Source organism: Fodinisporobacter ferrooxydans, from assembly GCF_022818495.1.
Classification (GTDB): Bacteria; Bacillota; Bacilli; order Tumebacillales; family MYW30-H2; genus Fodinisporobacter; species Fodinisporobacter ferrooxydans.
Genome location: NZ_CP089291.1, coordinates 390,115 through 406,060 on the forward strand (window position 1 = coordinate 390,115; position 15,946 = coordinate 406,060).

Genomic DNA, 15,946 nt, shown 5'->3' on the forward strand with positions numbered 1-15,946 from the left:
GCGCGGTGTTTCGACGAGGCAGGAAGAAATGGTTCGCATCCATTTCGATTAAATGGAAGTTGACAGGAGTGACAACTCTTTCGTTAGCATGTATTCTTTTGCTTTTCTCGGGGGTTGTCTATTTTACTTCGGCACAAACCATGTTAAGGAGTCAACAACAGATTTTGCAAAGCAAAGCAAAAGGAATTGCCGATTATTATAAAAACCATCTCCAAGACAACTCGAATCACGGGGATTTGGCAAGCGGACAAGAAAATGCAAACCCGGTAAATCATACCGGAAACGCTTCCGTGGATGTACAAGATGATCCTTCCTGGATCCAATCTTACCAGTCAGAAGGGCAGATTATTGAAATACGTTCAAAGCAGGGAACAATACGCGATGTGGCGTATGAAGGAATTTTGCCAAGTGAGTTCGATCACAAGCTTTTACAATTATATGGAAGCTCCTTTGGCAAAGATACAATCCCTATTTCGAAACATGGATTGTCTGACAATTCGAATGCAGCCGTTATGTCATTGAACAGAGGGCGGATACTTTCGTTACTGACGCCTATTTATGATAAAGATCGATATATCGGAATGGTGATCATCGGACAAAGTCTCGAACAAATGGATGAATATTTGACTTCTTTGGCATGGCTGCTGGTTTTGGGCTCCATCGGCGCGCTTGCTTTGGCGGGAATTGGCGGATATGTTTTTGCACGTACTGCGCTTCGTCCGGTCCGCGATATTATTGACACCGTAAAACAAATCAATATCAAACACCTGGATCAAAGAGTGCCTGTCATGAAAACAAACGATGAGATCGCACTGCTGGCATCTACGTGCAATGATATGCTTGAAAGAATGGAACGGTCTGTCATCCAACAAAACCAGTTCGTGGCAGACGCTTCCCATGAACTTCGGACACCGCTTGCCATGATTGCAGGCTACGCCAGCCTGCTTGACAGGTGGGGAAAGAACGATGAGGCCGTTCGGGATATGGCAATCCGCGTATTAGTAAAAGAATCCAATCGTTTGCGGAATTTAGCAAATGATCTACTGCAATTGGCAGATATGGATGGCAAAGAGTTGGCACTCGATACGCCGACAGACATCAACATGGTCGTTTCGGAAACGGTACATCAATTTACCGCTTTGCAAGATGCAGAGTCTCAAGCGGGCCCAACACTTCTCACAAACATATCGAATCAGAATATCATGGCGTCCATTCGGGAAGACCACTTAAAACAGGTTTTAATCATTCTTCTGGACAATGCGATCAAACATACAAGTTCCACGGGAACTGTTGAAATTCTGGTAGAACAGAACTTTGCGGAACGGAACAGTAGGAAGCAAATGCAACAAGGCTGTAAAATGTTGCAAATCACTGTGCGGGACAATGGTGAAGGAATTCCGCAAGAAGATCTGCCACGCATATTTGACCGATTCTATCGAGCTGACAAAGCTCGCACCCGTGAGCGCGGAGGAAGCGGGCTTGGACTCTCCATCGCCAAAGCAATCGTAGAATCCTATGGTGGGCAAATTTTCTTGAATAGTACATTAGGTGCAGGAACTTCCGTACAATTTACCATTCCGGAAGCGATCGAAACGATCCATTGAATACGTATCCCCTTGTGGGGCACTTATACAATCGACCTTTAAAATTTATACGCAGATCGTATGCAAAAGGCGGCATTTCAGCCGCCTTTCTTCACGATACATATTCAGAATCTGTTCAGCTTTTACTGTTGAAAATTGCCTTGCTGCTGTACGTCCGGTCCAGTATCCTTTTCTGCACCTTTTTTCTCCGTTCCGTCCTTTTCAGGTGCGCCTTTTGTATCAGGCCCTGTTTGGTTTCCAACTTGTTGTTGAATGTTGGGGCCGGTATCTTTCGCAGAATCTTTTTTCTCAACACCTGGCTTCTCGGTATCTTGGCTTGCTTTTGTTACAGTTGCAGCCGTTGCAGTTGATGTTGGGGCAGGTGCTGTTACAACCGCCATTGGAGCTGCGGAAGTACTTGCAAATGCCGGCGAGAGACCTACAATACCGGCCACACCTCCAACGACAACTGATAACGCGATAATTCCACTGGTTAATTTTTTCATTTCATGATTGCCTCCTTGTTTTGGAATATCTACAGTCTATCCGAGTTATATGAGAGGACCTTAATATGCGCATAAATAGGACATGAAAATTCCATTAGAATTTGATGAGACAAGGGATGCCGTTTCCATACATCCTATCCTTGCATCCCAGTAGATCTGATCGGACTCTCCAGAAAAACATTCCATGACACAAAAAACCCGGCATTGTGAAAATATGCCGGGTTTCCTGCGCAACAAGCAACAATGGATATAGAAGTTTTGAGTTCCTAAACGGATACCATGCTTACATTACCATATTTGCTCAGATGTCCATGTTTCAAGCGACTGGCTCCGTTGTGAAATGGAATCATTTATGGATGCTTTTCGTATGACCAGATCCACAATCTGATTCGCCGCAAAAGGTTTTTTCAGTCGTTTCATGTTTTTTTTCATCGTTTGCAAAATGTCCGCAGTTTCTGCCTGCAAAAGCGTATGCAAGTGATCTGACACCTGATTTCGTGTTTTGGCCAATAACGCAACTTGGGATTGAACCAAAAATTTAGAATTTTGTTGTTCTTGCCCTGGAATGGGTCGATACAGCAACATCGGCAGTTCCATCGCCAACGATTCTGAGACAGTCAAGCCGCCGGCCTTTGTAATGATCAGGTCAGATATCGCCATCAATTCGTTGATTTTATGAGTAAAGCCAAAAATCCTCGCCAGATTCGAAGCATCGTCGCTTCGTTTCTGGAAATGCGAGTAAAGTTTTTCATTGCGGCCACATACAATCAAAACTTGTATAGGACGCGCAAACTTTAACAATTCTTCACCAATGCTTGTAATGTCGCTTAAAACGCCATATGACCCACCCATGAGCAAGACAGTCGGCAGGTTCGGGTCCAATTTATATTTTTGTATGAGTTCCATTTTTTTTAAAGGAGCAGCAAAACTTGAACGTATCGGAATGCCTGTCACATAGATTTTTTGTTCCGAAACTCCCCTGGCAATAAGCCCGCGTCTTACGTACTCCGAGCCTACAAAATACATATCGGTAAACGGATGAATCCATTGATTGTGAATGGCATAATCCGTAATAACCGTTGCGGTCGGAACATTTGTCAATCCGCGCTCTTTTAATACGGACATGACGCCTGCAGGAGCCGGGAATGTGGAAATCACGATATCAGGCTTGAAGTCATGTATGTACTGCTCCAGTTCGTCGATGCCCAATTGATTGAGATACGTTTGTATGCGCGAAGATGACTTGAGTTTTCCCGTTCGATTATAAAAATAGCCATATAAAGACGGCGCATACCGCACGCTTTGAATTAAACAATACCGGGTAACGGAATTTAACAGCGGATTAACCATTTGCAAGTAGTCGACGATTTCAACTTGAATCGAAGAATCTGCCTGCATAAATGCTTCTTTCATTGCAAGTGCAGCTTGTTGGTGTCCCTCGCCGTATTCAGCGGAAAGTATTAATACTTTTCGTATTGTATGCATTACAATAGACACCTCGGTCGATCATAGATATATGAATATAGTATCCACGTTGCTCTATTACAATCAATCTTTATTGTTATGAATTATACAATAAAAAAGACGATGTCTAAACGCTTTTAGTTCATGAGTATGAAACTGTTTCGACAAAAATGCTTTGCAATAGAAAAGCCCCTGTATATAGGGGCTGCTGCTTTATTTTTTACGGCGTCTGCCTTTCCGCGGCTTGCGTTTCTGCAATTTCAGCTTGATCACGGTTTCCGTATTTGTATGTTTTGAAATCATGTCCGGTGTCAACTTTCCTTTTGCAGTAAACATCGAAAAATCAAAAGGTGTTTTAATTTCATCTTTTGCAACCAGCAGTTCCTGTGCCAACGCATCCTTATCCAGCACTTCTTTGATGTTGGCTTTTTTTGTTAATACTGCTTCTTCTCCTGTCGGCAAAGGAATAATCAGTTCTTCTTCTTCCAGTTCTTCAAAGATGCCTTCGATTTCTTCAAAAAGTGCTTTGTTTTCTTCGTTTCTTTCCCGGGCGATCTCTTTATTTTGAAAATACTTTTGGATTCTCTCCTCCAACAACAACTTGCTCAACCCATTCACTCCTTATAAAAACTCCTGATGTACCATGCACTAGTATAACATCCGTACCAAAGTCTGTTCAAAAGAAAGCTCGCCGAACAGAAGTTACGCATCCACATTAAAATACCGGGCATCCGGATGGGAAAATACCATGGCGGATACAGAAGCTTCCGGGTCCATCATATGACCGTCCGTCAACTGGATGCCGATATCTTGCGGCTGCAGCAAGCGGAACAGTTGTTCCTGATCTTCCAGATTAGGACATGCAGGATACCCGAAGGATACGCGAATTCCCTGATATTTGGCGATAAACCGTTCCCGCATGGTCATATCCGCCGGATCGGGGAAACCCCACATATCGCGAATCATGTGATGCACCCTTTCCGCGAACGCTTCCGCCAATTCCAATGCCAATGCCTGCAGTACATGCGAACGCAAATACTCCCCTGCCTCTTTCCATTTGGTAGAGAGTGCACGAATCCCGTGTCCTGTCGTCACCGCAAGGAATGCCACATAGTCCATGACGCCACTTTCTACAGGCCGTACGAAATCTGCCAGACAGAGATGCAAATCGTTTTCCTGACGGGGAAATGTGAATGTCTCCAAGATTTTTGAATGGTCCAGCGGATCATAGACATACACCGTTTCTCCTTTGGATTGTGCCGGGAAGAATCGATACATGCCATGTGCCTGGATAATTCTGTCCGTTCTCGCCTCTTGCAGCAGTTCATCGACCGTTTCCTTCAATTGCAAGATCTTCTCATCGCCTTCTGCCAGCTTCTTCTCCACATTGCCGCGATAACCGAGATGTTTTCCCAACAGCATTTGCAGATTCAAATACGGTTGCAAATAGGAAACCGGATAGTCGCGGATCACATGCCGTTCAAAATCAGGCGGCAAGAATACAGGCGCATCCCGGCGAACGGTCGAGACCCGTTCCTGTGTTGCGGCAGACGCAGGGACTGCTTTTTTCCCGGAATCCATCACATTGGATTGGCGGCTTTCCCGCAGCTGCTGAATCAATTGCTGGCGTTCTTCCCCATCGCTGAGACGATTGGCAATATCCAATCCATCCATGGCGTCCTTTGCATATACGACAAGCCCTTCGTATTGCGGTGCAATTTTTTGATCGGTAAATTTTTTCGTCAAAGCTGCCCCGCCGACCAGGATCGGCACGTCAATCCCGGCATTTTTTAAATCTTGCGCCGTCACAACCATCTGTTGGGCAGACTTGACCAATAAACCGGACAAGCCGATCATATCAGGTTTTTCCCGGCGATATGCCTCAATTAACTGTTCCGGCGGAACTTTGATGCCCAGATTAATGATCTGGTAGCCATTGTTGCCCAAAATAATCTCGACCAGATTCTTGCCGATATCATGTACGTCACCTTTTACAGTCGCCAACAGGATTCTTCCTTTGACCGCCGAGTCCGAACGTTCCATAAAAGGCTCCAAAAACGCCACTGACGCTTTCATCACTTCCGCGCTTTGCAGCACTTCTGCGACAATTAATTCATTGTTATTGAAAAGCCGCCCCACTTCTCCCATTCCGGCCATCAGAGGGCCGTTGATGATGTCTAATGGACTGTATTTTGACAATGCTTCGTTTAAATCGTCCAGGAGACCCTCTTTCGAACCTTCCACAACATAGTTGGCCAATCGTTCTTCCAATGACAGATTCGTGGCGACTTTCTTTTCCACAACTTTTTTATCCCGATAAAAAGCGGTAAAAGCGGCCAGTGTTTGATCATTTGTCGCAAACAGCAATTGTTCAGCCATTTGCCGCTCTTCTTCCGGTATGGATGCGAAACGCTCCAGTTTTTCCGCATTCACAATCGCATAGGAAAGTCCCGCTTTCGTGCAATGATAGAGGAACACGGCATTCAATACTTCCCGCCCGGCTGCCGGCAAGCCAAAGGATACATTGCTGACGCCGAGAATCGATTGACAATCGGGCAGCGCTTCTTTGATCAAACGAATGCCTTCCACCGTCTCCGTGGCAGAGCCGATATACGCTTCATCACCGGTACCGACCGGGAACACCAACGGATCGAAAATGATGTCTTGCGGGTGGATTCCATATTTGTGTACGAGCAGATCATAGGAACGTTTGGCGACTTCCAGCTTTCGTTCCCGCGTCACAGCCATTCCTTGTTCATCAATCGTGCCGACGACGACAGCAGCTCCGTATTTTTGGATCAGCGGACAGACTTTTTCGAACCGCTCTTCCCCGTCCTCCAAATTGATGGAATTGATAATCGCTTTTCCTTGGGAATGTTTTAGTCCTAATTCCAAGACTTCCGCATCCGTGGAGTCGATCATCAACGGCACTTTTACTTTATTCACCACATACTTCAGGAATTGGCGCATGTCGTTGATCTCGTCCCGATCCGGGTCTGCCAAGCAAACATCGATCACATGTGCTCCCTTTTTCACTTGTGCCCGGGCAATTTCAGCCGCTTCTTCAAATGACCCCTCTGCAATCAAGCGCCGAAATTTTTTCGATCCGATGACATTTGTCCGTTCGCCTACGATTAAAGGCCGATTGTCTTCTTCTATATACAATGGCTCAATCCCTGACACGACAGGCAGATGCCCTTGCGCCGGATTGCGCGGCTTATACTGGCGCAGCGTTTCCGCCATTGCCCGAATATGCTCCGGCGTCGTGCCGCAGCAGCCGCCGGCTACATTGATCCAGCCTTGCTCGGCAAATCCCGCCAGCTTCTTCGCCAGACTTGCCGGTGATTCGTGATAATGACCGTTCTCATCCGGCAGACCCGCATTTGGATAGCAACTGACGTGAGTGACTGCCAGATCTGACAGTGTCCGCAAATGATCTCTCATGAATTCCGGTCCCGTGGCGCAATTCAAACCCACGGAGATTGGCTGCAAATGCTCCAGCGAGATGTAAAACGCCTCGATGTTTTGGCCGGCCAATGTCGTTCCCATCGGTTCAATCGTTCCGGAAATCATGACGGGCACTTCTTTCTTCAGATCGGCAAACGCCCGGCGAATCCCGATCCCTGCCGCTTTGACATTCAGCATATCCTGCGCCGTCTCGACCAATAGGACATCCACCCCGCCTTGCATCAGCGCCTTGGCCTGGACAAAATAATTTTCTGCCAGTTCATCAAATGTGGTGCCGCCGGTGACAGACAACGTTTTTGTCGTAGGCCCCATGGAGCCGGCGACATAGCGTGGCCAATCGGACGTCGAGTACAAATCGGCCGCTTCCCGCGCCAGCCTTGCAGATTCGAAGTTTATTTCCCAGGCTTTGTCTTGCAACCCGTACTCGGCAAGCACAAGGGGTGTGCCGCCAAAGGAATTTGTTTCAATAATATCGGCACCGGCATCCAAATACTGTTCATGGATGCTGCGTATGACATCGGGTCTTGTAAGATTTAAATATTCATTGCATCCTTCATACTCTTCGCCGCCAAAATCTTCAGCCGTCAAATTTGCCTGCTGAAGCATTGTTCCCATGGCACCGTCCAAAATAAGGATTTTCTGTTTCATCTGTTCTTGAATGTCTGGTTTCCCCACTCGTCTCAACCTTCTCTCTTGATTCACTCCAAATGTGAACAATTCTCAACAATCTTTTCTATAATTCTATCAATTTCATCACAAAAAAAACAGGCAATGTTTTTTTCTTATACACACCAAAATTACCCATAGGTGAACAATGCCATTTCCTCAGACAACGAAGAATGAATAGATGGACAAATCTCTAATCAGTGAAATCCCGATAAAAATTACAAAACCTTGGCTCCATTGACCAAGGTTTGTTTACACTTCCCTTAAACCGTTTCCTGCAGGATTGCATGTACTTGCTCCAATGTCGGCAGAGCGGTCATGGCACCTTTCGTCGATGCGGCAAGGGCTCCGGAAACAGCTGCGAAACGCACCATCTGCACCATATCTTCATGCTCCAGCGCAAGCAAGGAACGTTCCGCCTGATTTAAACAATAGAGAATCCCGGAGACAAATGCGTCCCCCGCTCCGGTCGTATCAATCGCTTCCACTTTCCAGGCAGGCACATGTGTTGTTTTTCCTTTAAACGAAACCATACAGCCTTCGCCGCCCATCGTTACAAAACGCAAAGGAATGCCATAGTGCTCCAGCGCTTCAAGCCCTGCTTCCAGATCTTTATGCCCTGTCAAGAACTCCAATTCTTCCTCGGAAAGTTTCAAAACGTCCGCCTCTCCCAGCAAGGAAAGAATCCCTTCTTTCGCAGTTGCTGCATCTTCCCACAGGGACAGGCGCAGATTTGGGTCATAAGAGACAAGCATGCCTGCTTGTTTGGCCAATCGAACCGCTTTCTTCGTCGCGCTGCGGGCCGGTTCACGAATCAGGGAAATCGAGCCTATATGCAAAATTTTATGTTCCTGAAATATGGACTCTTTGACATCCTGTTCATTCAGAAACGTATCTGCACTGGGCTGAATGTAAAAGCTAAAGCTCCTCTCGCCTGACCGATCCAATGTGACAAACACCAGCCCTGTTCGAGCTTCCTCCGCAAGCGGCATCTGACGCACATCCACTCCATGCGTTTCCAATGTATCCCGCAAAAACACACCCAACACATCATTGCCGACTTTCCCCAAAAATGTTGACTTGCCGCCCAATTTGGCAATGCCAACCGCCACATTGGCAGGCGCTCCGCCAGGCGATTTCTGATATGTCGAATTTTCCGAATCAAGTGGGATAAAATCGATTAACGCTTCCCCAAGACTGATGACTCCGTTCACTCGCTCCACTCCTATGTATCAATTTTGCACCTGAGACAAATGTCTGTATGACACCACAGCAATCGTCCCTATTTTCAAATGAACTCGTTACTGCCAAAATTGCTACTTTGTCAGTTCAAGAAATTGTCTTGCATCGGCAATCGAAACATCGACAGCGCTTTGCCAGAAGTCCGGTTTTGTCAGATCTGCACGTAGATGTTTCGCTGCCAATTCTTCCACAGTCATCGACCCCGTATCGCGCAGCAATGCTACATACCTGTCTTCAAAACTTGCACCTTCCTGCAGTGCTTGCGCGTAAATGCCGGAACTGAACAAAAACCCGAACGTATAAGGAAAATTATAAAACGGAACATCTGTAATGTAAAAATGCAATTTGGATGCCCAAAAATGAGGGTGATATTCCGCCAGAGCATCCTTATACGCTGTTTTCTGGGCAGTCATCATCAACTGACTCAGCATCTCCATATCGACAAGGCCGTTTTTCCTCTCTTCATAGAAACTGGTTTCGAACAGGAAGCGGGCATGAATATTCATGAAAAAAGCGACAGCCCGTTCCACTTTCTCATCCAGTAACACGATTCGCTCCTCGTCTGATGCCGCTTGTCGCAATGCGGCGTCCGATACGATCATTTCGGCAAACGTCGAAGCGGTTTCGGCTACATTCATCGCATAATTTTGCGCCAATGCCGGCATATCTTCCATCACATATTGGTGATACCCGTGTCCCAATTCATGTGCCAATGTCGATACATTGGAAGATGTTCCGGAGAATGTCAGGAAGATGCGCGTCTGCCCGCTGACCGGAAATCCTGTGCAGAATCCGCCGGGACGTTTCCCAGGGCGATCTTCCGCTTCGATCCAGCGGTTGCGAAACGCCTGTTCTGCAAATGCCGCCATTTTCGGGCTGAACCGTTGGAAATGTTGAAGAATAAATTCGGCTGCTTCTGCATAACTGACTTGTTTCGTCGTTTTTCCAAGGGGGGCGGAAACGTCATGCCAGCTGAGCCGTTCCAGACCCAGCAGCTTTGCTTTGCGATGCAAATACTGCACGAAAATATCTTTGTTCCGGTCGATTACATCCCACATCGTTTGCAACGTCTGCTCGGACATGCGGTTGATCGCGAGCGGTTCCTTCAACACGGAATTCCAGCCCCGATGTTTGTAAACGGCAAGCCGGAACCCGGCCAAGTGATTGAGCGCATCCGCACAAAAGTCCGCTTGTTCGGCCCAGGCTTCTTCCCATTTTTGAAATACGGCCGCGCGTTCCTCCCGCTTGCTGCTGGCTAACTTATTGGCCGCTTGTCCGACAGATACCGCTGCCGTCTCGCCATTTTCCTCAAGCGGTATGCTCATTCTGCCAACAGTCGTATCATACAGGGATTCCCAGGCATGATAGCCGTCAACCGCCAAATCATTCACCAACACTTCCTGCTCCGGCGGCAATTTTTCGATCGCCTGTGTCCTTCTTTCATTCAGCGGAAAGGCAATCCCTTGCAGCGATTCCGCTTGCCGCAAAAGCTGGCTCCATACATCTGCATCCACTTTTAAAATGGCTTTGTCCAACAATGTCCAAACAGAAGAATACTGTGCATACAAGCTCTTTACCTGTCCATTTAAAAGAACGGCCTTTTTATCTTTCGTGTCTTGCGCCATCAGGCATCCCACAAACGACATCGCCTGCGCAATCCGTTTCTGCACATCTTGCAGGCGTTCGACCACCTGCTGAAAATCATCCCCATCCTCTGCAGACTGGGGAATATGTAAATGTTGCAAGTGCTGCAACAACTGTTGAACATCCATATCCAACTTTGAAATATACTGAGCAAATTCCGGAGAACTGCTTCCACCGGGAAAGAACACATCCAGGTCCCATGTTTGATTATATGATTGCATCAAGCTTTCCACCTTTGATTAAAATGCATCTCGTTTCCACTCAAGTTTATTATAAATTTTCCAAATGGAAAAAGCGAACTGTTTTCCTTGATCCGAGGGATTTAAACCGTTTCCGAGAGAGTCAAGCCGTTTCAATGGAGTCCGCCTGTTCCAAACGCAATTCCCGGATCGCTTGTTCCCGCAGTTTGTATTTTTGAATTTTGATTCAGATTCTACATTTGGATTCGGATTCGCTTTTATAAGAACAAGTTCGTCGTTTCCCGATAACTTTTTCCGAGTCTGTAATAATGGTCAACAATACTCCCATTCAAATGTTTGTATGTTTCCGGTACGGCAGGCAACGCATCTGCCTGCTCTTGTGTTGAAACCACTTGCCCAGGCTCCACAAAACGATGATCGCCGATTTTTACATAATTGCAAATGACTGCTCCATGCATGATCACGCAATCCCGTCCGATCAACGCACCGTAAATCGAAACATGCTGCCCGATGAACGTGTTCCGTCCGATAAATAATGGACCATGCGGCGCCGCATGATGTAAAATGCTCACAGAATCCTCAATGAAAACACCCATGGGTTTTTCTCCGACTTCGATATACTCTGCCGGATGACAATGTATGAGAACATAATCTTGTATATTGGTGCGTGGTCCGATAAACATTGGATACGACGAATCGGAGCGAATGATTGCATGAAAGCCGACAAACGCATCTTCCGCAATTGTCACATCTCCAATGATGATCGATCCCGCGCTGACCACCGCTTCCTGGCTGATGTGCGGTTTTTTTACATCCGGAACTTCTTGCATGGGCGGATTCTCATGAATGATTTGCTGCAAAGGGTACAAGCCATCCCGTTTTATCATTCGATCAACTCCCTTCCCACCAAACATATGAGCCAAAACCTAAACATATGATTCAACACTGCCTGACATTCTGCATGTTTACGCATTTTTAAAACAAATCCATGATCACAAGGCGTATATTTGGAATAAACTATAAAGTAGGGATATATTTCACTTGGCAAGGCTGCATATCGCTTGCATGTTCAAAATATCCGTGAAATCGGGCAGAAATTCATAGAGTAGGAGGGATCGGCATGGCTACTTGGAAGCATCCAAATAAAGGGGATACCTCCTTTTCAGCAATCTGTGCGTTCATTCGCGATAAAGTGAACCAGGACAACGGGAAACATACCTTTCGGATTTACCTTGGAACAGATTCCCAAAGCCACGGGAACAGCGGAGTTACCCGCTATGTAACGGCATTAATTTTGCATACGGTGGGCAAAGGTGCAAATTTTTTTATCAAGAAGATGGATGAGCCGCTGGCACCATCCTTGCGGCAAAAAATATGGCGGGAATCCGTTCTGACATTTGAGCAGGCCATCGAATTGGATCATGAGTTATCAGATCTTTTCAACCTTTCCAATGTTGAATTTCAAATTCATGTAGATTGCGGCATGAATGGTCCCACAAAAGATTTGATCAAGGAAGTCACAAGCATGTTCATTTCGGCCGGCTATGATGTAGTAACAAAACCGGACAGCGTTGCAGCCAGCAGTGCTGCTGACCGGTTCAGCAAATAGCGGGCTTTTTCAGTGTCTTTTGTATTCCTCTTGCAATCTTGCAATGACAGCATCATAAACTTTCATATCCGTAAAAGCCTCCACAGACATATGTTCGCGATCCGGCGCATTTTGCCGGGCTTTTGGCGTTAACGTCTTATGCGTGATAATCAAATCTGCTTCTGCAGGTATCTCATATATGGATGAATTGGTCACATGAATATCGAGTTCCAGAACTTTCAGTTTCTTTTTTAGAAGCGCTGCAGCCATTGAACTTGACGCCAGCCCTGCATCACACGAAAACACAACCGTACGTATTTTCCGACAGGATTTCGGCGGCTGTCTTTCTTCAAACAACTGCTCACTCCATCTCTCCGTTTGCTGTAAAATGCCCAATTCTGTCAAATTCGGTCGGCTTATTGTATGATTCACTGCTTTGTGCAAGGGAATCCGTAAAATCATATAGCCAGTCAAAAAGGAAACAAGTGCGGAAGCCATTACACCCAACATGACAAAAGGCAAGTCATCATGTGGGGATAATACAGCCAAAATAAGGATGCTGCCGGGTGAAGCAATCGAAACAAGACCAACATCAAAAAATTGAAAGACGGCAATACCTGCGATTCCACCGGCAATGACAGAGAAGAGCAGGCGCAGGTTCATCAAAACATAGGGAAAGTATACTTCATGTACGCCTCCCAATGCATGGATAATCAATGCGGTTTTGACTCCCTTTCTCTCTTCCCCTGTCGTTCGCAGCCAATACGCCAATAAGACTCCGATGCCTGGACCCGGATTACTTTCGAGCAGAAAGAAAACAGATTTCCCCATCTCTTTCGTTTGCTGGATCCCCAAGGGCGCCAAAATGCCATGATTGATTACGTTATTAAAGAAGAAAACTTTTGCCGGTTCGATCAAAACAGAGGACAACAGCAACCAGTCGGAGTTGACAATAATCTCCAGTACATGATTCATATCTTTTATGAATGACGATACAACCTGTCCCAAAAAGGCAAAACAAATCAGTGTGAGAACAACAGCTACAATCGCTGCAATAAAATTTGCCAATAATAATTCAAAGCCAGCCGGCAGCCGATGTTCAAGCTTCTTATCGATCCATTGGATGAGCCAACCGGTAAAAAGCCCGATTGCCATCGCACCGATGATCATGGGAACGGAGCTTGCCTGTGTCAGTCCCATTGTGACAACTGCAGCAACGACAGCTCCTCTTTGTCCCCCTAACAACTTGCCGCCCGTATATCCGAATAGTACGGGAATTAACTGATTCAACATAGGGCCCACAAGAAGATTCAATTGTTCATTCGGCCACCAACCATACACGCCAAATAAAGCCCGGATCATTCCTACCACAATCAAGGCAGCGATGTTTTGATACACCATGGCGCTTAATAATCGGCCCAATTTATTCATTCCCATGGTGCCCCTTTAAAAGAATGCTCGTTTTCTCCAAGTAGCTATTTGATAAAATATCCTCCAGTTTTTTCTTGAGATCATCCGGATCAGAGGAATGGAGCGCAGCCAAAAACGAATCATCGATTAAAGCGGCGCTTATTTCACTGATCATTTTGATCTGCTCTTGCGGGATGCCCGCTGGAGCAGCAAGCAATAAAAACGTGCGTACAGGTTGTGTCTCTTCATTCACTCCCCACAACACAACTTCAGGGAAGCGAAATACGGCGACAAGCAGTTCCTTTACACCCGCTGTTTTCGCATGAATCATCGCCAGTTCATCCAATACGAAAATACCCTTCTGCTCGCGCTCTGCCAGATCGGCAAGCAACCGGTGATAATTTTGGACGGCCGGATGTGTCTCAATCGTTTTCACGATTTCATGCAACTGGACAGGAACTTCATCTGGCTTTACTTGCACCGACTCTTGAACAAAGAAATGGCGAAGTATTTGCAGCATCGCCTCGCCATAGCGGGCCATTGCCAACATTTCCGGTGCAGAGGTTTGGGATGTTTCATGTTTGCTTTTGTATCCATTCGAGAGGTTGTCGAACATACTTGTCATGGCCTCCATATCCTTTTGATCTAAAAATGGAGTCACCTGAATGACCGGGACAGTTTGCACATGTGATAACGCAACCGTCGAGATAATCATGTCGACGGCATGATGACTGTCCAGCCAAACCTGCAATTCATTTGCAGAAATAATGTCATCGATTTGAATGTTTGAAAATTCTTTTCGCAACCGGGACGCCAAGAAACGGGAAGTACCGATTCCGCTTGCACACACCACGACAACACGGTATTGTTTGGCTGTCTTGTTTTTCTTCCGAATGATGGCCGCACCGATATGCATGGTCAAATATCCGATCTCCGTAACTGGCAACTGTTTGCCAAATCGCTTTGCCATCGCTGCTGCAGCATGCTCACATGCCTCAAAAACCACCGGATAATTCGCCCGAATCTGATCAAGCATCGGATTATATATGGATAAACCAAGTTCCAACCGTTTTATCGACGTTGTAAAGTGTGCAATCAAACCTTCAATCAAAAATTCATCATCAGACAATCGCTCTTGCAACCGCTGTTCAACCGTATATACAAATTGTTTGGTTGCATTCATCCACAGCAACCGGCTGGCATCCTGCTCGAAATCGGGAACTGCGCGGGAATGCATCGCTCCACGCAAATGAATGGCAATATAGCCGATTTCGACAATCGGGAGTGTGACATGTAAATATTGCTCCAATACTTTTGCGATTTGCTGTGCCAGCTCATATTCTCGCGCCCCTTTGGATAACGGAACAGCTGCCGCTTCTTTTTCCAGAAAGTTTCCCTGTTTAATACGTTCGACAGCCAGTGTGAGATGAATCACCAAAGACACGTATTCCCGATCTGTCAGGGTAATCTCCGCTTGCTTTGCCAAAGCTTCCTGCACAGCTTTTTCGACATAAAAAATATTGGAAACCTGTACAAACTCCATGAGATGTGATTGAATAACTTCTTGCAAATTGATAGTTTCCGGTTTTTGTTCACCGCTTTTCTTCGACCAACTAAACAATTCCAGCCACTCCTCGATTCGTATATCCTGAAGCAGGATATAGGAAGCGGCCGTCCGCAGGTTTCGTTCTGTCCCTTGTAAATAGACGCCTAATCCTGGCTTCCGAATCACTTCCACCGCATACTTGGCAAACCACTGATCGACTTTGTCCAAATCATGACTGATTGTGGCTTCCGTGACCCCATATTTTCGACTGAGAACAAATAACTTCACAGGTTCCTTTGCCAGCAACAAATCCCGGATCAAACCTTGCTGTCTTTGATCCGGCGTATAACTTGAGACAGCCGGCGCATCAGATATGGCGTTTTTCAGTTGCTCCATGTCATGCTGTGAACCGATCAACTGCACACCGGTCCCCTTCTTTTTCCAAAGGGAAACCTGAAAATTTTTGAGAAATTTTTCAATTGTGTTCAAATCCCGTTGAACGGTTCGAATATTCACGTGTACAGACTTTGCCAATTCCAGAAGAGAAATAGGTTCAGATATAGACAATAAAAGCAAAAGCAGTTCTTGTTGGCGAACGGAAATGTCCAAATCCCCCATCCTTCCCCCCT

At 46.2% G+C, this 15,946-nt stretch carries 11 protein-coding genes; 2 read left to right on the forward strand and 9 right to left on the reverse strand.

Going from position 1 to position 15,946, the window contains the following annotated elements; all coding sequences use genetic code 11:
* Positions 1 to 5 precede the first annotated feature (5 nt).
* Complete coding sequence (locus tag LSG31_RS02115; protein WP_347437770.1) at positions 6 to 1,604, forward strand: sensor histidine kinase; 1,599 nt, start codon at positions 6 to 8, stop codon at positions 1,602 to 1,604.
* Between the two features lie 122 nt (positions 1,605 to 1,726).
* Here LSG31_RS02115 and LSG31_RS02120 read toward each other — a convergent pair whose 3' ends face one another.
* From LSG31_RS02120 to LSG31_RS02150, 7 genes are all read right to left on the reverse strand, one after another.
* Complete coding sequence (locus tag LSG31_RS02120) at positions 1,727 to 2,089, reverse strand: hypothetical protein (RefSeq protein ID WP_347437771.1); 363 nt, start codon at positions 2,087 to 2,089, stop codon at positions 1,727 to 1,729.
* Between the two features lie 288 nt (positions 2,090 to 2,377).
* Positions 2,378 to 3,574: an MGDG synthase family glycosyltransferase gene (locus LSG31_RS02125; RefSeq protein WP_347437772.1), complete on the reverse strand. Its 1,197-nt coding sequence runs from the start codon at positions 3,572 to 3,574 to the stop codon at positions 2,378 to 2,380.
* Positions 3,575 to 3,766: 192 nt separating this feature from the next.
* The gene (locus tag LSG31_RS02130; RefSeq protein WP_347437773.1) at positions 3,767 to 4,162 is read right to left on the reverse strand and encodes a hypothetical protein; all 396 of its coding nucleotides are present in this window, start codon (positions 4,160 to 4,162) and stop codon (positions 3,767 to 3,769) included.
* A 93-nt stretch (positions 4,163 to 4,255) separates the two neighbouring features.
* Positions 4,256 to 7,669 (reverse strand): methionine synthase, encoded by a 3,414-nt coding sequence (metH, locus tag LSG31_RS02135; RefSeq protein WP_347439419.1) that lies wholly within the window; start codon positions 7,667 to 7,669, stop codon positions 4,256 to 4,258.
* Between the two features lie 281 nt (positions 7,670 to 7,950).
* Complete coding sequence (locus tag LSG31_RS02140; protein WP_347437774.1) at positions 7,951 to 8,901, reverse strand: carbohydrate kinase family protein; 951 nt, start codon at positions 8,899 to 8,901, stop codon at positions 7,951 to 7,953.
* Between the two features lie 102 nt (positions 8,902 to 9,003).
* On the reverse strand, positions 9,004 to 10,794 hold the full coding sequence (locus LSG31_RS02145) for a M3 family oligoendopeptidase (RefSeq protein ID WP_347437775.1): 1,791 nt from the start codon (positions 10,792 to 10,794) through the stop codon (positions 9,004 to 9,006).
* A gap of 236 nt (positions 10,795 to 11,030) precedes the next feature.
* A complete protein-coding gene (locus LSG31_RS02150; RefSeq protein ID WP_347437776.1) occupies positions 11,031 to 11,660 on the reverse strand; it encodes an LbetaH domain-containing protein in 630 nt (209 codons plus the stop codon).
* A 233-nt stretch (positions 11,661 to 11,893) separates the two neighbouring features.
* On the opposite strand from LSG31_RS02150, the gene LSG31_RS02155 reads away from it, so the two are divergent.
* Complete coding sequence (locus tag LSG31_RS02155) at positions 11,894 to 12,382, forward strand: ribonuclease H-like YkuK family protein (RefSeq protein WP_347437777.1); 489 nt, start codon at positions 11,894 to 11,896, stop codon at positions 12,380 to 12,382.
* Positions 12,383 to 12,391: 9 nt separating this feature from the next.
* On the opposite strand, the gene LSG31_RS02160 is transcribed toward LSG31_RS02155, so the two are convergent.
* Positions 12,392 to 13,792 (reverse strand): PTS transporter subunit EIIC, encoded by a 1,401-nt coding sequence (locus LSG31_RS02160; protein ID WP_347437778.1) that lies wholly within the window; start codon positions 13,790 to 13,792, stop codon positions 12,392 to 12,394.
* Positions 13,785 to 15,935, reverse strand: coding sequence for a BglG family transcription antiterminator (locus tag LSG31_RS02165; protein WP_347437779.1), 2,151 nt, complete (start codon positions 15,933 to 15,935; stop codon positions 13,785 to 13,787). Before LSG31_RS02165 ends, LSG31_RS02160 begins: the two co-directional genes overlap by 8 nt.
* Between the last annotated feature and the right edge of the window lie 11 nt (positions 15,936 to 15,946).

What these genes read in the sequence shown, in the direction of transcription:
- LSG31_RS02120 (WP_347437771.1), bottom strand. Translation starts at nt 2,089, where the DNA reads ATGAAAAAATTAACCAGTGGAATTATCGCGTTATCAGTTGTCGTTGGA.
- LSG31_RS02125 (WP_347437772.1), bottom strand. Translation starts at nt 3,574, where the DNA reads ATGCATACAATACGAAAAGTATTAATACTTTCCGCTGAATACGGCGAG.
- metH (WP_347439419.1), bottom strand. Translation starts at nt 7,669, where the DNA reads ATGAAACAGAAAATCCTTATTTTGGACGGTGCCATGGGAACAATGCTT.
- LSG31_RS02145 (WP_347437775.1), bottom strand. Translation starts at nt 10,794, where the DNA reads ATGCAATCATATAATCAAACATGGGACCTGGATGTGTTCTTTCCCGGT.
- LSG31_RS02150 (WP_347437776.1), bottom strand. Translation starts at nt 11,660, where the DNA reads ATGATAAAACGGGATGGCTTGTACCCTTTGCAGCAAATCATTCATGAG.
- LSG31_RS02155 (WP_347437777.1), top strand. Translation starts at nt 11,894, where the DNA reads ATGGCTACTTGGAAGCATCCAAATAAAGGGGATACCTCCTTTTCAGCA.
- LSG31_RS02160 (WP_347437778.1), bottom strand. Translation starts at nt 13,792, where the DNA reads ATGAATAAATTGGGCCGATTATTAAGCGCCATGGTGTATCAAAACATC.
- LSG31_RS02165 (WP_347437779.1), bottom strand. Translation starts at nt 15,935, where the DNA reads ATGGGGGATTTGGACATTTCCGTTCGCCAACAAGAACTGCTTTTGCTT.